General features: G+C 41.6%; 21 protein-coding genes. 12 read left to right on the forward strand and 9 right to left on the reverse strand.

Annotated features, from left to right (window positions below; all coding sequences use genetic code 11):
- Positions 1-323: 323 nt before the first annotated feature.
- The 6 genes from ACI2IW_RS06230 to ACI2IW_RS06255 all read left to right on the forward strand — a co-directional run bounded on the left by ACI2IW_RS06230 (position 324) and on the right by ACI2IW_RS06255 (position 5,524).
- Positions 324-932 carry a rhomboid family intramembrane serine protease gene (locus ACI2IW_RS06230; protein WP_165598370.1) on the forward strand — a complete coding sequence of 203 codons (609 nt, stop codon included), beginning with the start codon at positions 324-326 and terminating at the stop codon, positions 930-932.
- A 103-nt stretch (positions 933-1,035) separates the two neighbouring features.
- A complete protein-coding gene (locus ACI2IW_RS06235; RefSeq protein WP_404693054.1) occupies positions 1,036-1,992 on the forward strand; it encodes a metallophosphoesterase in 957 nt (318 codons plus the stop codon).
- 107 nt (positions 1,993-2,099) lie between these two features.
- A complete protein-coding gene (gene purE / locus ACI2IW_RS06240; protein ID WP_404693055.1) occupies positions 2,100-2,651 on the forward strand; it encodes a 5-(carboxyamino)imidazole ribonucleotide mutase in 552 nt (183 codons plus the stop codon).
- A 182-nt stretch (positions 2,652-2,833) separates the two neighbouring features.
- The gene (locus ACI2IW_RS06245; RefSeq protein ID WP_404693056.1) at positions 2,834-4,198 is read left to right on the forward strand and encodes a 5-(carboxyamino)imidazole ribonucleotide synthase; all 1,365 of its coding nucleotides are present in this window, start codon (positions 2,834-2,836) and stop codon (positions 4,196-4,198) included.
- Entirely contained in the window at positions 4,198-4,647 is a 450-nt protein-coding gene (locus ACI2IW_RS06250) for a DUF188 domain-containing protein (RefSeq protein WP_201568371.1), read from the forward strand. Before ACI2IW_RS06245 ends, ACI2IW_RS06250 begins: the two co-directional genes overlap by 1 nt.
- 235 nt (positions 4,648-4,882) lie before the next feature.
- Positions 4,883-5,524, forward strand: a complete 642-nt coding sequence (locus tag ACI2IW_RS06255; protein ID WP_404693057.1) for an NAD(P)H-binding protein — start codon at positions 4,883-4,885, stop codon at positions 5,522-5,524.
- Between the two features lie 157 nt (positions 5,525-5,681).
- Here the strand turns inward: ACI2IW_RS06255 and epmA are convergent, their stop codons facing one another.
- The 3 genes from epmA to ACI2IW_RS06270 all read right to left on the reverse strand — a co-directional run bounded on the left by epmA (position 5,682) and on the right by ACI2IW_RS06270 (position 9,106).
- Complete coding sequence (epmA, locus tag ACI2IW_RS06260) at positions 5,682-6,710, reverse strand: EF-P lysine aminoacylase EpmA (RefSeq protein WP_404693058.1); 1,029 nt, start codon at positions 6,708-6,710, stop codon at positions 5,682-5,684.
- 50 nt (positions 6,711-6,760) lie between these two features.
- A complete protein-coding gene (locus tag ACI2IW_RS06265) occupies positions 6,761-7,870 on the reverse strand; it encodes a 4-phosphoerythronate dehydrogenase (RefSeq protein ID WP_404693320.1) in 1,110 nt (369 codons plus the stop codon).
- A gap of 108 nt (positions 7,871-7,978) precedes the next feature.
- The gene (locus ACI2IW_RS06270) at positions 7,979-9,106 is read right to left on the reverse strand and encodes an AI-2E family transporter (protein ID WP_201548554.1); all 1,128 of its coding nucleotides are present in this window, start codon (positions 9,104-9,106) and stop codon (positions 7,979-7,981) included.
- Positions 9,107-9,981: 875 nt separating this feature from the next.
- Between ACI2IW_RS06270 and ACI2IW_RS06275 the strand changes: the two genes are divergently transcribed.
- Together ACI2IW_RS06275 and ACI2IW_RS06280 are read left to right on the forward strand one after the other, a co-directional pair.
- The gene (locus tag ACI2IW_RS06275; RefSeq protein WP_404693059.1) at positions 9,982-11,673 is read left to right on the forward strand and encodes an NAD+ synthase; all 1,692 of its coding nucleotides are present in this window, start codon (positions 9,982-9,984) and stop codon (positions 11,671-11,673) included.
- 212 nt (positions 11,674-11,885) lie between these two features.
- Positions 11,886-13,160 (forward strand): hemolysin family protein, encoded by a 1,275-nt coding sequence (locus tag ACI2IW_RS06280; RefSeq protein ID WP_404693060.1) that lies wholly within the window; start codon positions 11,886-11,888, stop codon positions 13,158-13,160.
- Between the two features lie 46 nt (positions 13,161-13,206).
- On the opposite strand, the gene ACI2IW_RS06285 is transcribed toward ACI2IW_RS06280, so the two are convergent.
- The gene (locus ACI2IW_RS06285) at positions 13,207-13,923 is read right to left on the reverse strand and encodes a YggS family pyridoxal phosphate-dependent enzyme (protein ID WP_404693061.1); all 717 of its coding nucleotides are present in this window, start codon (positions 13,921-13,923) and stop codon (positions 13,207-13,209) included.
- Positions 13,924-14,277: 354 nt separating this feature from the next.
- On the opposite strand from ACI2IW_RS06285, the gene ACI2IW_RS06290 reads away from it, so the two are divergent.
- Together ACI2IW_RS06290 and ACI2IW_RS06295 are read left to right on the forward strand one after the other, a co-directional pair.
- A complete protein-coding gene (locus tag ACI2IW_RS06290; RefSeq protein WP_057758253.1) occupies positions 14,278-15,333 on the forward strand; it encodes a type IV pilus twitching motility protein PilT in 1,056 nt (351 codons plus the stop codon).
- Positions 15,334-15,463: 130 nt separating this feature from the next.
- On the forward strand, positions 15,464-16,585 hold the full coding sequence (locus ACI2IW_RS06295) for a PilT/PilU family type 4a pilus ATPase (protein WP_404693062.1): 1,122 nt from the start codon (positions 15,464-15,466) through the stop codon (positions 16,583-16,585).
- Positions 16,586-16,711: 126 nt separating this feature from the next.
- Here the strand turns inward: ACI2IW_RS06295 and fur are convergent, their stop codons facing one another.
- Positions 16,712-17,146 (reverse strand): ferric iron uptake transcriptional regulator, encoded by a 435-nt coding sequence (fur, locus tag ACI2IW_RS06300; RefSeq protein ID WP_057758249.1) that lies wholly within the window; start codon positions 17,144-17,146, stop codon positions 16,712-16,714.
- A gap of 317 nt (positions 17,147-17,463) precedes the next feature.
- Between fur and ACI2IW_RS06305 the strand changes: the two genes are divergently transcribed.
- Positions 17,464-17,883 (forward strand): outer membrane protein assembly factor BamE, encoded by a 420-nt coding sequence (locus ACI2IW_RS06305; protein ID WP_191114664.1) that lies wholly within the window; start codon positions 17,464-17,466, stop codon positions 17,881-17,883.
- A 34-nt stretch (positions 17,884-17,917) separates the two neighbouring features.
- Here ACI2IW_RS06305 and ACI2IW_RS06310 read toward each other — a convergent pair whose 3' ends face one another.
- From ACI2IW_RS06310 to ACI2IW_RS06325, 4 genes are all read right to left on the reverse strand, one after another.
- On the reverse strand, positions 17,918-18,289 hold the full coding sequence (locus ACI2IW_RS06310; protein WP_404693063.1) for an RnfH family protein: 372 nt from the start codon (positions 18,287-18,289) through the stop codon (positions 17,918-17,920).
- Positions 18,277-19,410, reverse strand: coding sequence for a hypothetical protein (locus ACI2IW_RS06315; RefSeq protein ID WP_404693064.1), 1,134 nt, complete (start codon positions 19,408-19,410; stop codon positions 18,277-18,279). The genes ACI2IW_RS06310 and ACI2IW_RS06315 overlap by 13 nt, the downstream gene beginning before the upstream one ends.
- A gap of 354 nt (positions 19,411-19,764) precedes the next feature.
- Entirely contained in the window at positions 19,765-20,433 is a 669-nt protein-coding gene (locus ACI2IW_RS06320; RefSeq protein ID WP_101205531.1) for a cytochrome c, read from the reverse strand.
- 318 nt (positions 20,434-20,751) lie between these two features.
- Positions 20,752-21,087, reverse strand: a complete 336-nt coding sequence (locus ACI2IW_RS06325) for a c-type cytochrome (RefSeq protein ID WP_404693065.1) — start codon at positions 21,085-21,087, stop codon at positions 20,752-20,754.
- 404 nt (positions 21,088-21,491) lie between these two features.
- On the opposite strand from ACI2IW_RS06325, the gene yihA reads away from it, so the two are divergent.
- Positions 21,492-22,247: a ribosome biogenesis GTP-binding protein YihA/YsxC gene (yihA, locus tag ACI2IW_RS06330; protein ID WP_404693066.1), complete on the forward strand. Its 756-nt coding sequence runs from the start codon at positions 21,492-21,494 to the stop codon at positions 22,245-22,247.
- Positions 22,248-22,308: the final 61 nt, after the last annotated feature.

Consider the following 22,308-nt stretch of genomic DNA (forward strand, 5'->3'; position numbering starts at 1 on the left):
TCTAAAAGATTTATTGCAGCGCGGATGAATGAACACTACTCTCGTCTTTAACCTTGCTTTAAAAGTTTCACTTATGTTGCATGGTACACTGCTACATTATTCACTATAACCGCATAAAAAAGCATCGTTTTGTCACACAATAGGTATTCGCGTTATCGCAACTGCTGTTAGTATTAGTCTATTGCTAATGGTTAGTACTTAATACGGATCAGACGTCAAACTTATTTTTTACTCAGCCGTAACGCTTAGGCTTTGAATATTGTCATTTGTAGCTTGTCATTTGTAACATTGTCACATATCAGGCACGGCCTAAGGATTTTCCTTTGTTAAACCATACGACGCTTATTATCATTATTACCGTTATTGTCAGCTTATTGGCTTGGCAAAACAAGACGCTATTTAATCGACTGATTTTTTACCCGCCAGCAGTCAACAATGGGCAGTGGGATCGCTTTGTGACCCACGGCTTTATTCATGCTGATAGTATGCATTTGCTCTTTAATATGTTTACTTTGTATTTCTTTGGGCGTGCTATCGAAGGACTATATCAGCCGTTTTTATTCGGCTACGGTTTTGTGGTTTTTTATGTGTTGGCAATTATCGTTGCCATGATTCCAAGTTACGTGAAAAATAAGAACAACGCCAGTTATTTGAGTTTAGGCGCATCAGGCGGTGTATCGGCTGTGTTATTTGCTTTTATTCTGCTAGCACCATGGGAGAGAATTTATCTATTTGCCGTGATTCCTATTCCTGCGATACTATTTGCCGTGGCTTATATATTTTATAGTATCTATGCGGATCGACGCGGTGGTTCAAACATCAATCATATGGCTCATATGTGGGGCGGCGCATTCGGCGTTATAGCTACGATTGTTTTAGAACCAAAAGTACTACCGCATTTTATCAATGCGTTGCTATCACCAGGATTTTAGACATTTTTACGTATAGTAAAGCTAGCACTTTAAAGACAGCTATACTTTATAAACTCTATTTTGCGCAGGGTACACTTCTACATTTGAGATTTAGTAATACATTATGATTATAGATATCATCGGTGATATACATGGTTATGCAGACAAACTGGTCGGCCTACTGCATCAGTTAGGCTATGAGCATAACGGTCAGCATTTCGTGCCACCAACAGGTCATAGGGCCTTGTTCATCGGTGATTTGATCGATCGTGGTTCGCAGCAACTAGCCACGCTAGAGATTGTTTTTGCGATGCTAGATGCCGATGTTGCCGATGCAGTGATGGGCAACCATGAATATAATGCGTTGGCATATGCCACGCGCGATCCTGATAATACTAGCCAGTATTTACGCTCGCACAATGATATCCACAGACGCCAACACGAGGCGTTTTTGGCAGAGATACCATTTGGCTCAGAGCAACATGAGTACTGGTTGCAGCGTCTATACGAAATTCCATTATGGATTGAGACCGACTATGCGTGTTTTGTACATGCTTGTTGGGATACAGATAGCATGGCAATACTAAAGCCTCTTCTGACTAACGATAACTGTCTGACTCCAGCAGGCCTAATCGCAACGGCTAAAGAAAATACCGTTGCCTTTGACGCTTTGGAGCGGGTGTTAAAAGGGGTTGAAACAGGCTTGCCTGATGGCATTGTGATGGTAGATAAAGAAGGTACCGAGCGTACACGAGTACGAGTACGCTGGTGGCTAGATGAGTTAAATACACGTACCCTGCGTGAAGTGTCTCGTGCTCCATCGTCCGCATTGGCGCAGATACCGCCTGATGCGTTGGCTGAAAATATTGAGTTTGCGCTAAAAACTCATAAACCTGTGTTCGTTGGGCACTATTGGCTCACTGGCGCCCCTGAGCCACTCAGTCCACAAGTTGCCTGTACCGACTACTCTGCTGCAGTGGATAGCGGCTATCTAACATGCTATCAACTGGATACCGAACAACCATTACCATTGACAGCCAATCACTTTGTTCAGCATTATCACGATGAAAAACATATATAAAATCGTGATATCAATACAATTAGCGCCATACCAGTATTAAAAGTCAAACTTGGCTTTACGAGTGTAGCAAAATTTTTGTATGATGGTCTTTTTGAGGATATCCAATCATGAGCACCACGAATACTGCTGCTAACCAGAACGGTCCAATCACCTCCCCTGCCGGTCAGCCAAAAGTTGGCATTATCATGGGTTCGCAGTCTGACTGGGCAACTATGAGTGCTGCTGCGCAATTGCTTGCAGACTTTGACATTGCTTTTGATTGTGAAGTGGTCTCTGCACACCGTACGCCTGATAGATTATTTGATTATGCCAAAAACGCAAAAGATAATGGTCTACAAGTGATCATCGCTGGTGCAGGCGGTGCCGCTCATCTACCGGGTATGTGTGCCAGTCAAACGCCGCTACCTGTCTTTGGTGTCCCCGTAAAGTCATCTATGCTGAGCGGTTGGGATAGTCTACTGTCTATTGTACAAATGCCTAAAGGCGTCGCTGTTGGTACTCTAGCGATTGGTGCTGCTGGTGCTTATAACGCCGCCCTACTTGCAATTCAAGTATTAGCATTGCATGATGATACGATTGCTACTAAGCTCGATCAGATGCGCCAGTCCCAGACTGAGACCATTCTCGCTAGCCCAACACCAGGTATTATCAATCCTTAGGTAAATATAAATAGCAGAGTTTTTAGATTGAAGGCTTAACGATTGAAGCTATTACTGTATATTTTTAAGCAATTCCGAGTAGAGATAAGGTGCATACAGTGCACCTTTTCCTATTTTCACCCATTGAGTTTTAGATTTTAATAGACCAAACACCTTATTCACTTTTATTCAAAGAGCCTGCCATGACTACAGCAAACGCTTATCCTGTTACCCAAACCATTCGTACCATCGGTATTTTAGGCGGTGGTCAGCTTGGTATGATGCTTGCCGAAGCCGCTATGCCATTGGGTTACCAATGCGTATTCTTAGAAGACAATCCAGAATGCCCTGCCAGCTTATACGGTCGTGTCTTTCATAGCGATCAATTAGAAGACTTTATCGCAGCAGCGGATGTCTTTACGTTAGAGTTTGAAAACACGCCAACGTCTACGGTCGAGCAACTGGTTAGCTTGTCAAAATCTGGCAGCAAGCAAGGTATGTTCCCACCACTGATTGCGCTTGATATCGCTCAAGATCGTCTTAAAGAAAAGCAGATGTTCAACACGCTTGATATCGCAACCGTGCCATTTATGGAAGTCAATTCTGAAGCTGAGCTCAAGCACGCTTGTAAAGAGTTAGGACTGCCTATCGTTCTAAAAACCAGCCGAGGTGGTTACGATGGCAAAGGACAGTTCGTTATCAAGCAAGACAGTGATATTAAAGCTGCTTGGCTAGATTTAAAGGACGCGGTCAGTGGTAAAGGCTCACTAACGCCAACACCTGCGCCGTTAATTGCTGAAGGTTTTATTAACTTTAGCCGTGAAGTGTCTATCATTGCAGCAAGAGCGCAAAATGGTCAGGTACGCTGTTACGATTTGGTCGAAAATCATCATCACCATGGTATTTTGGCCAAAACTCAAGCACCTGCTGTTGGCACGAGTCACCTGTTCCAACAAGCAACAGACGCTATCACCAAAGTCATGAATCATTTGGACTATGTCGGCGTTATGGCGCTTGAATTATTCGTCACCAAAGATGCTCGTGGTCATAACGCGATACTAGCAAATGAGATCGCACCACGGGTACACAACTCTGGGCACTGGAGTATCGAAGGCTCTATTACTAGTCAGTTTGAGAATCATATCCGTGCTGTGGTTAACTTGCCATTAGGCGATACAGATAACGTGCATCCTGCGATTATGGTAAATGTGCTAGGTCAATATCCTGATATTAGTGCAGTGCTAAACATCGATGGCGCTCATTACCATAGCTATCATAAGGCTGAGCGTGACGATCGCAAGATTGCTCATATCACCTTGATGCCTAATGACGTGACAGATTTAGAGCCTGCTATGACAAAATTGGTTGCTATCTTGCCAAACAAGGTTGGTCTAGATAAAGAATATGCAAGCGTGGATACTCAGCCTAGTAAAGCAGACGTCGATACTAAGAGTAATGCTAAAAACAGTGCTCAGAACAGTATTCAAAATGATGCCAAAGCTGATGACCTAGACAATAAAGACAGCCTGACTACTACCCCATCAAAACCTGAGAAGGCTAAAAAATAATGCAAATTTGGGTGGACGCAGACTCGGTACCATTGATTGCCAAAGATTTGATTATTAAGACGGCTGAACGTACCAAGACCATGGCAATATTTGTGGCCAATCAGCCGATTAAGCTACGCAAGTCGCCCTTACTTGTTATGACTGTCGTACCATCAGGATTCGACAAAGCTGATGATTATATCGTTGAACAGATACAGACTGGTGACTTGGCTATTACTAGCGATATCCCTTTGGCCAATGACATTTTGGACAAAGGTGGTATGGTACTAACGACGCGCGGCGTGGTCTACGATAAGAACAACATCAAGCAAAAGCTCAATATGCGCGACTTTATGGACACCATGCGCGGTACTGGTGTCCTAGAGTTGCAAGAAATGAGCGGGCAAAAGCCCTACGGTGATCGAGATAAAAAAGCCTTTGCTGACGGGCTTAATCGCTTGGTTCGTTAGTGCTTTTTATCGCTCTATCTGACGCTTACCCATTTTGTCTTCTAGTAAGTAACATTATCTAGCCAACGTTTGCTTCCTTGCAAACTGTATACACTCTATAACCAAACACTATTCAATCAGCACGCTTTATAACGAAGCGTGCTATCTATCTTTGTTACTCTATATTCGGTTTTTAAGATAAACAAACTTACTGAATAATTCAAACAATAGAATTTAAATAAGAATAGGAATGATTATGAAAATTTTAGTCGTTGGTGCAAGTGGTCGAGTGGGCGGTGATTTGGTTAAGCAGTTATTGGCTGATGACCATCAAGTTATTGGCACGACTCGTCAGAAAGAAAAACTATTTGATAATGACAATTACACCCAGCTAGATTTAGACATTACAGCCAGTAAAGAGTCTATTGAAAAACAACTGAATCAGGATATCGAGGCTGTTTACTTTGTTGCAGGGTCTGGTGGTAAAAACGTCTTAGAAGTTGACTTGCACGGTGCGGTAAAAACGATGCAGGCTGCACAAGATAAAGGTATCAAACGTTATATTATGCTGAGTTCGGTCTTTTCATTAGAAACTGACAAATGGGATGAAAACCCTGGTATTGCAGATCTAAAAGAATACTATATCTCTAAACACTACGCCGATCACTGGTTAGTGAACAACAGCTCACTTGATTACACTATCGTACAGCCAGGCGCCCTAAAAGAACGCGCTGGTACCGGCAAAATCACTATTAATGATACAAGTTCTGGTGAGAATGCAATCGAAGATGTAGCGACAACGCTAGCCGCGGTGCTAACCGCAGATAACACGGTAGGCAAAGTCTTCAATCTACACAATGGCGACATTGATATTAATGAAGCAGTTGCTACGGTATAAGTAGATTTAGTATTAGCAGAGGTGGTTGTGTCTGCTAAATTTTAGAAGCAGCCAATACAAAAGATCGTTGTCGATTCGCCAATATCTAATTGGTAAATCGGCAACGACCTTTTTATTATATATTTAGATTACAACTAATCGAAAAAAGCTCTTTCAATCATGCTTGCCCACTGGGGAAAGAAATAACTTCTTCCAAGCTGCTTGCACCTGTTAAAACCATTAGCAATCTATCCATACCGACTGCAATACCGCTACATGGCATCAAATCATTGGATGCGGCTAATAGATGCTCATCGATTGGCATTTGAGGTAAGTTATGACGCGCACGTAATTGATTGTCCTGTTCAAAACGGTCACGCAATGCTTGACCATCTGCCAGCTCATCATAAGCATTGGCAATCTCAATGCCGTTAATGTATAGCTCAAAACGCTTAGCAATTTTATTACCGTCTTTGTCCATAGCGGTCTTCGCTAACGCAGCGGTCGCAGGTGGATACTCTATAATTAATGTCGGTAAATCATGACCTAGGCTTGGCTCTACAGCATGACTGAATAACAAATCCAACCAGCTTTGGCGACGGTTTTCTTCGCTATCATCAGCATTATTAAAGTCAAATCCTGTCAAACCTATATCTTCTGCTACAGCTTGCAATGCAGTTAAACTCGCTGTCAACGGATGGATGCCAACATAATCCATAAAAGCATCGACATAGCGATAATGACTCATCACAACAGAATGACCATAAAGTGCCTCCAACAATTCATTAAGCTCAGTTGCCATCTCGTCCAAACTATAATTCGGTTGATACCATTCAAGCATCGTAAATTCAATATTATGACGCGTGCCTATTTCGTTATCACGAAAGACAGGACAAATCTGATAAATAGGTACTTGCCAGCTGGCTAATAAACGCTTCATCGCAAACTCAGGCGAGGTATGCAAATAATAAGTGCGTGGACGGTCTTGATAGGTCACATGAGCTGCTACAGACTGCAAAAAAGTGTCTGTATTGCCTGCTTGGGATAATAGCGGTGTCTGCACTTCCAGCACTTGTCGACTGGTAAAAAACTGCCGAATACTACTGATAAATTGCGCGCGTTGTTGTGCCATCGCAAGTGTCATGGTTGGTGCATAGCTAGGCTTAGAATTAATAAGCTGCGAAGAAATGTTGTTTGCTTGAGTCATTGGGCTCTACTGCGACTGATGAATAATTGGTTGCTAAGTATCTTGTTTAATTAAAACTGCCACTCACGGCGCAAGTGGTAATCACGTCTCAGACCGTCAAAGTCAGCACCATTTACTTGCCCATCCACTGCTTTATTTCGCAACGAGGTATCATCCTGCATAATGTCATAAAACTTTGGCAGTCTGTCTGAATGTGATTTTAGTTCAGACCATAAGAACATATTTAGCGGTAGCAGATTGGACATAGATTGAGTGGGAGGTATCGATAATTTTTCACACAAGGCATCATAAATGATTTGTGTGCCACGTAGCTTACCTTCTAGCGTATAGCCAGCGATATGCGGTGTGGCAATAGCAAGTTTGGATAGCAAGCTTACTGCAATCTTTGGCTCATGCTCAAACACATCTAGCACCACTTGACGTCCAGTACGCTCAATGTCTGTTTCAAGCGCACTTTCCTCAATTACAGGCCCGCGCGCACTATTAATCAGCATTGTATCAGCAGGCATCATTGCTAATGCAGCTGCGTTGATAAGATGACGTGTTGGGTAATCACTACCTTTAGGATTCGTCGCATTCTTTTCATTGGTTAAAGGCACATGCAGACTAACCACGTCACTTTGGCTAAGTACCTGCTCCAAGCTAGCATTATTAGTTTTAGAGGCTGGCAACAAGGGATCATAACCTAGCACCTGCCAACCCAAATCATAGGCATATTGAGCAAGTGTACTACCGATATTACCAAGACCAATGATGCCTAATGTTAATGACGCCGACTGCTGCCAATACTGTGGACGCAAAGTTAAGATAGCCGTTAATACATATTGAGCCACAGAATGCTTGCTACAACCAGCCGCATTGGCGAAAGTGATATTGCGAGACGCTAGGTAATCTTGATCTACATGGTCGGTCCCAATAGTCGCAGACCCAATAAACTGTACACTGTTATTATTAACCAATAGCGCTTCGTTTACTTTCGTCACAGAGCGTATCAGCAGCACATCTGGCTGCACATCGGCAAGTAGCGCTGCATCGATATCTCGACCAGCGACAGTGATGATATCAACCGTATGCTCAGTCAGCTGACCAAGCGTAGAGTCATTAAAAAAATCATTAAGACTGGCGATGTTGCTATCCGCTAAAATAATGATATTTTTAATTGTACTTAATTTATCGGTCTTATTACTCGTCGATTCTGCCATATTCTTATTTATCATTTGCCATCATCTCTATCAATAATTTTTTACGTCATGTTTGCTAGCGACTCATTATTCTGGTTCGTGCACGGGATCTATCGCACGGGAGTCAGAAAGCATCACCTCTTGCTGAGCAAATATCTCATTCTTATGCTGCGATATCCACTCGCGCCATACCGCAAGCCCAATAGCCAACACGACAGGCCCGATAAACAAACCGACAAAGCCAAACGCTGTTAGACCACCCAGTACACCAATAAAAATAATGATAAAAGGAATTTTGGTCGCGCCGCTAATGACGATAGGACGAATCAAATTATCCACCCAGCTAATCACCAATACACCCCATAGTGCCAAGCCAATACCTTCTGCAGTATGTCCTTGGCTCAACAGCCAAATCGATACACCGCCCCAAACGAATGGTGTGCCAAAGGGAATCAAGGCAATAATAAACGTGACAATGGTCAATAAGATAGGACTTGGTGCACCAGCAAAGTAATAGCCGATACCAGCCAATAAAGCCTGAGCCAACGCCGTCAGCCCGATGCCGTATACCACGGCACGCGTAGTTGTACCCACAGAGTCAATATAGCCATCGATGCGATTGCCGATAATGTTACGCAGCGCTTGACGAATCTGCCGAACCAGACTAGTGCCATCTCGGTAAAAGAAGAAGAGCGTCATTAATGCCATACCGAGTTTGGCCAAACTACTGAACACCACATCGAATGCTATTTTGCCATAATATAAATGCGACTGAACCCAGATGCGAAAAGCTTCTAGCGTCCCTTCTGGATTTTTATTAATACGCCATAGCACGTCTTTGACTTGCTGACCAATGATAGGCAAATCTTTGAGGGAGTCAGGCACATCTAAGTAACCTACCTTGATACGGTAAATCAAATTACTGATTAAACTCAAAGCTTCTTGCTGCAAGATAAACACACCGATGACCAGTGGCACGCCTATTATCAGTGAGATGCTCACCGTCATAATAGCGGCGCTAAAGTCTGGGCTTAGCTTCACCTTTTCATGGAAGAAATTATAAATAGGAAAAGTTACATAGGCCAAAATCGCTGCCCACAGCGCAGGCACAATAAAAAATTGCACCACTTGAAAACACAATACGAACAGCACCACTAGCAACGTAATTGCTAATAAGCGCTGAATAATAAATTCTTTTGTCCAGTTTTCAATCATAGCGTATAAACCAAAAGCGGACAGCAAACGATAGTTTTGCTGGCGAGTTTATAAATGTGTGATGAATATCAGCTCTTAGACACTGTCTGTAAGCCATATCCATTAGCGAGAGTTGCGAGTCGTACAAAAAATCATTGTGTCGGACTTATATTGCTACAGACTTATAAATTCACATGAAGACTAAGTAATATGACAGTTAAATAGTGTGACTGTGTTCAGCTCCATACTACAAATTTATAGCCATTTATTATTATAGATAAAATAATAAAAATGCAGTTAGCACACTTTATTATGCAATAAAGCGTGTGAATTATATAACGCGTTGTTGTAATCTTTACTTACAACTTTGTCTATGCAAGCTTACTAGATGACGACGATAATGACTAGCGCATAATGCATGAATTTAGTGTGTAAAAATGATGTATTGAAAACTGCTTTTATGTTCAGCTTTTAAACTGTTATCTTATAAGGGAATCCACTGGTGCGTTCTATTTGTCGCGACAATTGATGTTATACTAAAGCAATTATTTTAAGCTTTTCAGTGTAGTTAAGTTTATTTGCACATATTTATTTACATCGTCGTACAGACATCGAATCCTCTGAGCCAGATTTCAACACCCGCTTATATCGTCTTCTTTTAGACTATCATAAGTTCTAATTTTAGGGTGTCGCTATCACTTAGAGTGAGTTACTTGAGCAAAATCATAAGTCTTTTATAAAGGCTTATACGAGATTTAGACTCAGCATATCAGCTCAATATTCGAGCTTGATATGCCAGAGCGCAGTTTTGAGTTAATTTCGGATTTACTTTGATTTTATTTGAAATCAATACAGACACACCAAATTTTAATAATATATTGATAGGAACAATAACAATGTCAAAAGACACTGATAACCCCAACTCTAACACCTCAAACGAAGCCAGTAAGACCAATAAACCACAAGATACTGTCACTTTTGCCTTAGCTCAATCACATTTTTTGGTCGGTGATATCGCAACCAACGTCGAAAAAATGCGTACCCTAGCATTACAAGCACGCGAACAGGGTGCTGACGTTATTGTATTCCCAGAGTTAGCGCTACTAGGCTACCCTCCACAAGATTTATTGCTACGCCCAAGCTTATCAGGCCGTGTTAAAAGCGCTTTATCTACTTTGAGTGATATTGATGATATCGTCATGATTGTCGGCTATCCGCACGTCGATCATCACGGTACTTTTAACTCTGCTGCCATCCTACATAATGGTCATCAAAAAGGCTTTTATCATAAGCAAATTTTGCCAAATTATGGCGTATTTGATGAGCGTCGCTATTTCGATAAAGGTCGTAATCAAGTTTTATTTGACTATAAAGGCATTACTATTGGTCTGCTTATCTGTGAAGATTTGTGGGAAAAAGGTCCTATCTCTGAGCTTAAAAAACAAGGTGCTGATTTAATCGTAAGCTTAAACGCCTCACCTTTTGAAATTGAAAAGCAAGACAATCGCAAAACCATGCTAGCCAAGCGTAGCCGTGAGAATAAGCTACCTATCGTCTATGTCAACGCAGTGGGCGGACAAGACGATCTAGTGTTTGATGGTGGCTCTATGGCTGTACAAGCTGACGGCAGCATTGCTCATGAAGCGCCGCGCTTTATGAACCAGTTGCTACTGGCCACGTTAGATGTAAAAACTGCGAAGTTTAACGAGCAGACCAAAGCGCCTCTAACCTTGAGCCGCGAGTCTGAAATGTATCAAGCGTTAGTCGTCGGTCTACGCGACTATGTCAATCACTCAGGATTCTCTGGCATTATTGTCGGGTTGTCAGGTGGTATTGACTCAGCATTGACACTTTGTATCGCTGTTGATGCGTTAGGCGCTGACAAGGTATATGCAGTCATGATGCCATACGAGTACACCTCTCAAATCAGTCTAGAAGATGCTCAAGCACAGGCGCGCCGCTTAAATGTTTCTTATACCGTCTGTCCTATTTTTGATGCTGTCGAAGGTATCCGTCATACGCTAGCGCCGTTATTCAATAAGTCGCCAGCGGACACTACTGAAGAAAACATCCAAGCGCGCGCTCGCGGTGTCATTTTGATGGCCTTGTCTAATAAATTCGGGCATTTAGTTATCACGACTGGTAACAAGTCAGAATTGGCAGTTGGTTACTCAACACTATATGGCGACATGGCTGGTGGCTTTGACGTACTAAAAGACGTATATAAGTCTCAAGTATATAAATTAGCGAGCTATCGCAACCGTTTAGAAGATACGCCTGTTATTCCTGAGCGCGTTATTACTCGTCCGCCATCAGCTGAATTACGTCCAGATCAAAAAGATCAAGACAGCTTGCCTGACTACGATGTGTTAGATAGTATCTTGACGTCATATATCGATGAAGATATGGGCTATCAAGAGATTATTGATAAAGGCTTCGATGCTGAGATGGTCGCTAAAGTCATCAAAATGGTAGACAACAGCGAATACAAACGCTTGCAATCTCCTATCGGTACGAAGATTAGCCACAAAGCTTTCGGACGTGAGCGCCGTTATCCATTGGTTAATAAGTGGTCAATCAAAGGTTAATTACTACATACCTCTCAACTTCTACTATCTATAAGTTGAGAGGTACTAGTTAGCCAGTTCTACAAGATATCGAATTTTTACTATTAGCTGGGTGCTTGCCCAGCTTTTTTGGTTTTTATCCGCCAAAAATTTTTACACCTAACCATATTCTTTTCCACACAGTTTCACTAACTATTTTGCCTCAATTATCTTTATTTTTTTTCGAGTACGTCATGAGTTTGCTAACCGCTAGTGTTTTTCTTCTTTTACTGCTTGCCTTAAGCACCTTTGTCTCTGCTGCTGAGATTGCCATCGCTGCAGGCCGCAAAATCAAGCTCCAAATTATGGCAAAAGAAGGCGATGTTCGCGCGCTTGATGTCCTTAATATGCAAGAGCACCCTGGTAGTTTTATCACCGTCGTACAAATAGTGCTAAATGCGGTCGCTATTTCAGCTGGTGCCGTGGGTGAATCAGCCATCAGCCCTTATCTCGAGCAGTTATTTAATAGTGAAACGATAGCATCAGTTATATCATTTGTACTTATCACGAGTTTGTTTTCACTACTTGCTGATCTAATGCCTAGGCGTTTGGCCATGTCAAATGCTGAGACGATAGCGGTACGGCTCGTACGCCCAATGATGCTGTTGATATTTATACTAAAGCCTATTATATGGGTGTTCGATGGCGCCGCAAATATCCTGTTTAAGCTTTTTGGCATCTCAACCATACGTCAAGATGATATGACACCAGAAGATATTTATGCAGTGATGGATGCTGGTGCCGAAGCAGGTGTACTAAAGAAGCAAGAGCATCACTTGATCGAAAACATCTTTGATATGCAGGAGCGTACCGTCACCTCAGTAATGAACCCTCGCGAAAATATCGTTTATTTTGATACCAAGACAAGTACCGAAGAAGTCGTGAATATCATGATTGAGCAACCACACAATAAGTTCTTGGTCTGCCATGATGACGATTTAGAGCATATCGTTGGTTATGTGGAATCTCGTAGCTTTTTAGCGTTGGTTTTGAACCAACAAGAAGTTAGCTTAACGAACAAGACTCTATTGAAACCAGCACTTTTCGTGCCTGATACTTTATCTCTATTTGAAGTATTAGAAATGTTTAAATCTACTGGCGCTGATTTTGCAGTCATCGTGAATGAATATGCCCTAGTCGTTGGTGTTATCACCTTAAAAGACGTGATGAGCATTGTGATGGGTGAGTTGGTAACGCTCGAGGAACAACCTATTGTCCAGCGCACTGACAATTCGTGGTTAATCGATGGAATGACCCCTATCGAAGATGTGATTCGTGCATTAGATATCGTTGATTTACCACGCAGTCAGAATTACGAGACTATCAGTGGATTTATGATGTATATGCTCCGAAAAATCCCTAAAAAGACCGATACGATTGAGTATGCCAATTATCGATTTGAGATTATTGCGACTGATAATCTTAAAATTACGCAGATGCTAGTCACCAAATTAGCAGATATCATTTAATTTACTGGCTAGTTAAAGAGTGCTTAACTAGCCTATTCACATTTTTTCAAGCACGTTGACCAAAGATAGCGGTTCCGACACGTACCATCGTTGTGCCGTTTTCTATCGCTTTTGCCATATCATCACTCATACCCATGCTAAGCGTATCCCAGCTATCTAGCTCTGGATGGTCAGCTTTAATCTCTTCAAACAACTGCTTAGTTCGAGCAAAGGCATCCGTATTTGCTTTAGCAGGAATAACCATCAGACCACGTAGTTGCAAACGCTCGTGCCCTTTGATCGCTGTTATCAGCTCTGGCAACTGGGCTGGCAGACATCCTGACTTGCTGTCTTCGTTATCGATGTTTAATTGGATCAACACATTCAATGGTGGCAGGTCAGCTGGTCGTTGGTCGTTCAATCGTTTGGCGATGATATCGCGCTCAACCGTTTGCACCCAATCAAAGTGCTCTGCAATGTCACGTGTCTTATTACGTTGAATACTACCGATATAATGCCAAACTATACTTTCGCCTACAGGTTGAGCTTTAAGAGTAGTAATTTTTTCGATGGCTTCTTGTAGATAGTTTTCACCAAAATTACGCTGTCCTTGTTCTGCTAAAGTTGCGATCATATCGGCAGGTTTCGTTTTCGAAACAGCCAGCAGCATAACATTATCAGCCTGTCTGTCAGCATGATCACACGCTTGCTTCATCTGCTTACTAACTTGTTGCCAGTTATCGATAAGTGTCACTTCATCAATATTGCCATTCATTTCCTTCATATTTTGCCCTTATTGCTTGATTAATTTTTTGAAATTTTTTTCTGTAATTTTTATTATAAAAAAACATAACTATCCGATTTTTAAAAGTAAATTAGAAATAACTCCTATAAGAATTATTTTAAAACGATCCAGTTCTATTTTTTCTTAATTTAGTAGATGGTTAAATACACACAGTCTTGTTATGATATTGTTACATGCTTTAACATATGCTGCTGAATATGCTAGTGATAGTAAAGACCTGTACTAGTGAGTCTCTTATCGTCTCTTATTATACTAAGGCTATCGATAAATAGTTTACCACGTACTTTTATAGTGTTTTGTCTTACCTAGACTAAGTGATAGGAATATCAAATTATGGCCGAAAAAAATAATCTTAATATCGAAGACTTGCTGCGCTTTACGGTTAAGCATAAGGCGTCAGATTTACATATTTCAGCGGGTATGCCGGCAATGATACGTGTCGATGGTGAAATGACACGTATCAATATGCCAGAGATGACCCATCAAGTCGTGCATCAGCTTATTTATGACATCATGAATGATAAGCAACGTGCCGACTTTGAGGAGTTTTTTGAAACGGATTTTTCTTTTGAAATTCCTAATCTAGCACGTTTTCGTGTCAACGCTTTTAATCAAAACCGCGGTGCAGGTGCTGTATTTCGTACCATTCCTTCCAAAGTATTAACGATGGAAGACTTAGGTATGGGCGATGTCTTTAGACGCGTTTCAGACTTTAAGCGTGGTGTGGTATTGGTCACAGGCCCAACAGGTTCAGGTAAGTCGACAACACTTGCGGCGATGATTGATTATATTAACGAAAGCCGTAAAGAGCATATTTTAACTATCGAAGATCCGATTGAATTTGTGCATCAATCTAAGAAAAGCTTGATCAACCAGCGTGAAGTACACCGTGATACTTTGGGTTTCGAGCCAGCATTGCGCTCTGCCCTACGTGAGGATCCCGATGTTATCTTAGTTGGTGAGCTACGTGATCTTGAGACTATCCGCTTAGCGTTGACAGCAGCTGAAACTGGTCACTTAGTATTCGGCACCTTGCATACCAGCTCAGCGGCTAAAACGATTGACCGTGTCATCGACGTGTTCCCTGCCGCTGAAAAAGACATGATCCGCGCGATGCTGTCAGAATCATTGCAAGCTGTTATTTCACAGACTCTGTTACGTCGTCAAGCGGGTGGACGTATAGCTGCCCATGAAATCATGATAGGTACCCCTGCTATCCGTAACTTGATACGTGAGAACAAAATCGCTCAAATGTATTCTGCCATCCAAACAGGTGCAGGTGATGGCATGATCACCCTTGATCAAACATTAAAGAACTTGGTAAGTAAAGGAACCATTAGTAAAGACGTTGCACGTCCTTATGCCAAGCAGCCTGAGGCATTTTTATAGTATTGATAGATAGTACTGACAGATATCACTAAAAATAACCAACAACTTATGGTTTCTGTTTTTTTTATTACTTTTTACTGACGTATTTAAAATATGATTTTAATTGACTTACATCTGGTGCAGGTGCGATATGGACATTGATAAACTATTACAATTAATGATCAGCAAAAATGGCTCTGACCTTTTTATTACTGCTGATGTAGCACCTTCCATGAAAGTGAATGGAAAGATACTGCCTGTCGGTAGAACACCTTTGAGTGCTGAGCAAACCATGAGATTGGTCAAAGGTGTAATGACGCCAAGCCAGCAAAAAGAGTTTGAAGAAACCAACGAGTGTCAATTTGCCATCTCTGATGAAGCGCAGCAAGCACGCTTTCGAGTCAGTGCATTTATACAACGCGACATGGCAGGAATGATTTTACGGAAAATTGAAAACAACATTCCAACGGTCGAAGAGTTACGTTTACCGCCAGCGCTAAAAGAATTGGCCATGAAAAAACGCGGTATTGTTCTATTAGTTGGCGCAACGGGTACAGGTAAATCTACTACCCTTGCTGCAATGATAGGACATCGCAATCAAAACTCTCATGGTCATATTATTACGATAGAAGACCCTATCGAGTTTGTTCATAAGCATCGTGGCTGTATTATTACCCAGCGTGAAGTTGGTATCGATACCCATTCATTTGAAGCAGGCCTAAAAAACACGCTACGCCAAGCACCCGATGTCATCTTAATCGGCGAGATTCGTAACCGTGAAGTCATGAGTTATGCTATTCAGTATGCTGAGACAGGTCATTTAGTATTTGCAACGTTGCACGCAAACAATGCTAACCAAGCAATCGATCGTATCATTCACTTCTTTGAAACCAATCGCCATAATCAGTTGTTTATGGATTTGTCATTGAACCTACAAGCTATTATCGCCCAGCAACTTATCCCCACGCCTGACGGTAAAGGACGACGCGCTGCTATTGAGATTTTGCTAAATTCGCAGCTAATTAGTGACTATATCCGTAAAGGGGAAGTCCATGAAATCAAAGATGTGATGACACGCTCACGAGACAGTGGCATGCAAACCTTTGATCAGGCACTTTTTGATTTGTACGAACAAGGAGAGATAACGTATAAAGAAGCGATTCTACATGCCGACTCTCCTAACGATCTACGCCTCAAAATTAAGCTCAGTAGCAAAAACGATAAAGCTAATTTAGATGAAGGTGCTGATAGTTTATCGTTAGATGTGAGCTAAATTATTGCGCTTTCTAGACATAATAGATATATAAAAAGAAACCCTCGTTATAAATAACGAGGGTTTTTTATTGTTCGATATCGTAGTACTGATAGAAATAAGCGTTTCTACTTATACGCTAGACAATTACTTCGCGCTATCTCTACAGGCTTGATCCGCACAAATGCCGTATAGCACAAGAGAGTGCCCAGACAGTTTAAAGCCATGTTTTTCTGCCACTTTTAGTTGTTCTTCTTCAATGACTTCATTATGAAACTCTATAATCTTGCCACACACATCACAAACTAGATGATCATGATGCTCTTCTTGGGTAATCTCAAATACAGATAGATTATTTTCGAAGTTATGACGCTCAACAATACCTGCTTGTTCGAACTGTGTTAGGACACGATAGACAGTGGCAAGACCTACGTCTTCACCTTGCTCAATAAGCGCCTTGTACACTTCTTCTGCACTCATGTGATGCAGTTCTGCGCTTTCTAATAGCTCTAAAATTTTGATACGAGGTAACGTGACCTTGAGTCCTGCTCTACGTAAATCTTGATTGGTAAAAGAAGCCATAATATCCCTTTTGACTGTGACAGTCTTAACAAATAGAAAATATGAGATAAATAATCAACAAAGATTATTTTTATTTAATATAAAGTAAATGATTAATAATAAACTGATGAAACTTACGCAGACATCTCTCTTATTATTTTCTAAATATCGAGATGCAAGCCTATGAATTTAAAATATAATTAATCTAACTATTCAGATTGTGTTTGGTAAATAATGTCGTAAGTGGTAGGCAATTGCAAGTAAATGACGTATCATTTGTCCAAGATTGTCGGTCAGACTGGTACGACCTAACGCTGGCCACACCTAATTCATTTCTTATGAGTCATCTTACCATGATAAAGACATTAAATTTCCGTCCGTTAAGCCACACAAGCGCATTACGTAAGATCGTTATCACCAGTATGCTTAGCGCTACTGTTGCTATGTCTGGCTGCTCATTATTGAGTGTTTATAAGATTGATTTGCCACAAGGCACAGCGATTACGCAAACCCAAGCTCAAAAGCTAAAAGTGGGTATGAATCAAAACCAAGTTCTTTATACTCTTGGCAGCCCTGCGATTCGAGATACTCTTGAGCCTAAACGCTGGGATTATATCTATGACTACAAAGCAGGCACTGAAGGTAGCCGTAAAGGCATCGCAGATGTCAAAAACGCCAGCCAGCATTTAGTCATTTATTTTGATGATAATGGTTTGGTCACGCGCATCGAAGGTATTGAGAGTCTGCCAGCGTCATAGTTAGCGAAACCTATTAGCTTAGATAGTTAATGGTTTAGCTACGAGATTTATTTTTGCGCTGAGACATAGGATCAGCGCTTAAACTGCGATATACCTCGATACGGTCAAAAGGCTGTAGCAAATAGCTTAATGGCTGTTTCTGTGCATAAATTCCCACATGCCAACGTTTCGCAGTTGGCGTGGTGATATCTATTACTTGCTCACACCACTTTGCCAGTTCTGCAAATTTCTCAAGCCATCCCGCTTGTGCCAATGCTTCATGCAAACTAGTACCTTGTTTGACCTGCAAAGCTAGATAATGCTGGCGCTGCTCATCTTCAGCATACGCCAGATATACGGTCATTAGATTGGCTTGCGTAGACTGTGGCACGCTGCTGTCACGACCTTCAACTGTTAGCTCAACCACTGCATCACCCAACCTACCAATGCTAGCAGCAATGCTAATGGTACGACTAAACGTATCGCCACTCGCCACAAGTTATAAACTGCTTCATTGCTGAAATTTAACGACTTGCGTAGATGGCTGATTTTCATCTGCCAACCCGCAAATACTGATAATAATAGTACAGCAATGCTGCTAATAATGACCAATATGCCAACTAACCATGTTGTCGGAATCGCAACCACTAGTAATAACGCTACAGCAAAAGTGATTATCAAACTAACTAATAATCCAAACTTATGTGTTAACTGTTGCGTGCTGTAATGTAGCAAGTAACTGGCCACAAATAACACCCCGCCCCAATATAACAGCTGTCCAATTGGTGGTAGCGACATACCACTGGTAAATAAAGCCACTACTCCTATCAGCAGTTGCAATACCCAAATCGGTAACACTAGCTTGGTTGCACGGTACTCACGAGTAGCCGCTCTGTTTTTTACTTGCTGATTGTTTGCTTCTACCGCTGTGACTGTCTGCTTACTCACCAAGTTCTGACCGAACCAGTATAACCCTGTACCCGCACCAACACTGACTAATGCTAACGCGACTGCGCGAGCCCATTCAGTCAAACTGACATCAGTCATAGCAAAACCAGCATTTGGCACACCGTTTGCGAACCCTAGCAGCAGCCCTATTACCATCAATCCCAAACCAATAGGTAGGGGCGCAACACCCAGCAAGCTTAAGAGTACTGCAATGACCATCAGACCTGCAGCAACTGCGAAGCTAGGTACATCGGGTACGCTATTTAGCTCAGTTAATGCAGACAATATACCCGTACTTGCGCCAGATATAACCAACGCTGCAATCACTATAGAAACCAACGCTGCTAACCAACCAAAGCTACGCCATATCGGACTAACATCTGCTTCACGAGTGAGCTTTTGCATACCCGCTAGAGGGCCTTCAACGCTACGATAGGCCAATGCTATCTCAGCGTAAACAACTGGCAGCGCAACCAATACCATGGCTAATAACCATAGTAACCAAAAGTCAATCTCACCAATTGACGCAGGTGCAAACCAACGAAATAGCAATAACGGTAGTAGCGCCGCAATAAAATAAGAAGCATAACGGATCATCATAATTTCAATCCAAACGATCTAATACCATTTACAAAAACTGGACTAGCAAACAAGACAAGTGCAAGTACCACACATAGCAGACCGAACATGTTTGACAAGGCTAATCATATTTTGAAAATTGGTATAAAGTGAATAACGATAATTTATAATTATACAGAGCAACGACTGGCCTCTGTAAATGAATTCATCTAAATACTGTCTTAATATAAGGGACAAACAGTTATAAAAAAACCCCGAAATCGGGGTTTATTCATTCAGATATAATCAATATGCGATTCAGTACTCAGTGGCTTTACTCAATGGCCTTCTATGCAAAGCAAAGCATGTATCAGATATTGAATCAGTGCGACTCAATTAGTGAATAGCACTTACATAGTCTGACAGGATACGAATGTCACGATCTGATAGTTTCGATGCAACCGTTTGCATCATACCCATCTCGCCTTCTTTGGCTGCATCATTGACTCGTTTTTGATCATCGCTATCGATATCATCAACACGTCCAGCGGCACGGAATAGTTTTAGCTGAGTTGCAATATACTGAGCGTGCTGTCCGCCTAGCTTTGGAAATGCAGCCCAAGTATTACCTGCAGCATCTGGACCATGACAGCCGGCACAACCAATGACGCCGCGCGACTTGTCGCCGCCCAAGAATAACTTAGTCGCTTCTTGGTTGGTTGCAGGATTGCCATAGCCAACGCCCCAAGGCGCTTGACTGGCGTAATAACCTGCTACGTTGGCTAGGTCTTGTTGAGACAGATTAGCAACTTGTGACTGCATGATACCGTTTTTGCGATAACCTGCTTTAAAGTTGACTAGCTGTTTATATAGGTACTTTACGTTTTGGCCGCCAAGGTTTGGCTGTGCAGGAACAATGCTGACGCCATTAAGACCATGACAAGCGGCACAAACGGTTTCTGCAACTTTTTGACCTGCATTGACGTCATATTCAGGAACAATAATAGCAGCTTGTACGCTGAAACTTGCAACGCATAAGCTGGCAGCAGCGATTAACTTTTTCATTGATACAAATCCTACTAGCTCGGCGTAAGCATTATTTAGAGTGATTGCACTGGTAAGATACCTGATATAGCCACCTCTTTAATCATGAAAATGGCGTATATTTTGAGGTCTTGGACACAAGCAGTCTGAAAGTACTTACTAACATCAGGGTTTATTTTCGATTATTATAGCAAGACTTTGTATCATTTGCCTACTTAATCATAGTATCCATCAGTTTTCTGGCAACACAATATACAATATGACGCAAAAACAAAAAGCGCAGATAGGTTGTTGACCCAGCGCTTCATTTTATATGTTTAAATTTTATTTATAAGTCGATTATTTGCTCATATATTCGATAAGTTTACGATAGTCGTCATCACTACATTTGTCGCAAAGACCACCTGCTGGCATCTGCGGCATACCACCTTTGACAGACTTGATAAGCGTCGGCATACTTTTTTGTTCAATCAACTGTTGCCATTTAGCACTATCACCTTTTTTAATGGCATTCAACGCCCCACTATCGTGACAGGCTGCACATGAGTTATTATAGGTAGTGGCGATATCCGCCGCACTTGCGCTGCTAATCATCATGCCACTTAATAATAGTGCAGCACTGCTAGCCATTATAGCGCGATAACTCGTGCTAAGAAGTTTACTGATTGAAAACATAGAACACCTCCTCGTGATATTTCACGTGTCTCATCAATCGTTCTATTAAACATCTCTCGTTAAACATTGTAACAATATATGTCATATAAACATAGAGAATTTGGATATGGCTTTGTTAAAGCTGAGAACTTGTCTTAATGACTAACCAACTTTAATGTTATCCTACTATTTATATGATGCTAATCGCAGTTATTTCAATAAGTAAGGCGCGGAATAGTATAGAATAGCCAGTTATATTAAATAGCTACTTTTACGATTTGCACATAACTGTATTGATAAAGAACCGCCTTTTAACTTGGTTTACCTATCGCTTGACCAATTACCTAACTGTATCGATGACTTGAGTCATCAGCTGACTAAAATTTTATAATCGCATCCAATTTTTTAAGATTAATGAGCCATTTATGAGTACCCCGTTTAACGATGTCGCCGCTGAACATGCCTTGTTCAATACCAAATCTCGTCAGAAAATTCAGCAAACTGAGTTTATGATGTCAGCACCTACCTTTCGTCTCTGTCCGCCTGACATGGGATTGGAAGTCGCTTTTGCAGGTCGTTCAAACGCTGGCAAGTCGTCAGCCATCAACGCCTTAACCAATCAGCGTCAATTGGCTCGCTCGTCTAAAACGCCTGGACGCACGCAGATGATTAACTTTTTTAGTATCGGTGATACTGACAGACGTTTGGTTGATTTGCCTGGTTACGGCTATGCAGCTGTTCCGCTAGAGATGAAAAAAGAATGGCAGGTTGAGCTAGAAGAATACTTGGTATCACGCTCAAGCCTTGCAGGCTTGGTACTAATGACAGATATTCGCCATCCGCTTAAGTTTTTTGATGAGCAAATGCTGCACTGGGCAAACGATGGTGAACTACCAGTACATATTCTGTTGACTAAAGCAGATAAGCTGAAGTACGGTGCTTCTAAGAACGCCCTCCTTGAGACTCGTAAACGCCTGAAAAAACTGGGCTTAAACTGTACCATTCAGTTGTTTTCGGCCCTCAGAAAAGAAGGGCTCGATGAGTTGGCTGGAATAATGGGCAACTGGTATGAGTATCAGCTTGATGCAGACAAAATCATTGAGTCTTCTTTTGCATTGCTAGAAGGCGATGAGTTAGAAGACGCTATTGAAAAAGAAAGCGTTGATAAAGAAAACAAATAGATATCATTGTCTTTAACAAAAAGGGTTTATCGCTATTACGATAAACCCTTTTTTATTGCCT

It is taken from the genome of Psychrobacter sp. NPDC078501 (assembly GCF_044900935.1).
Taxonomy (GTDB): Bacteria; Pseudomonadota; Gammaproteobacteria; order Pseudomonadales; family Moraxellaceae; genus Psychrobacter.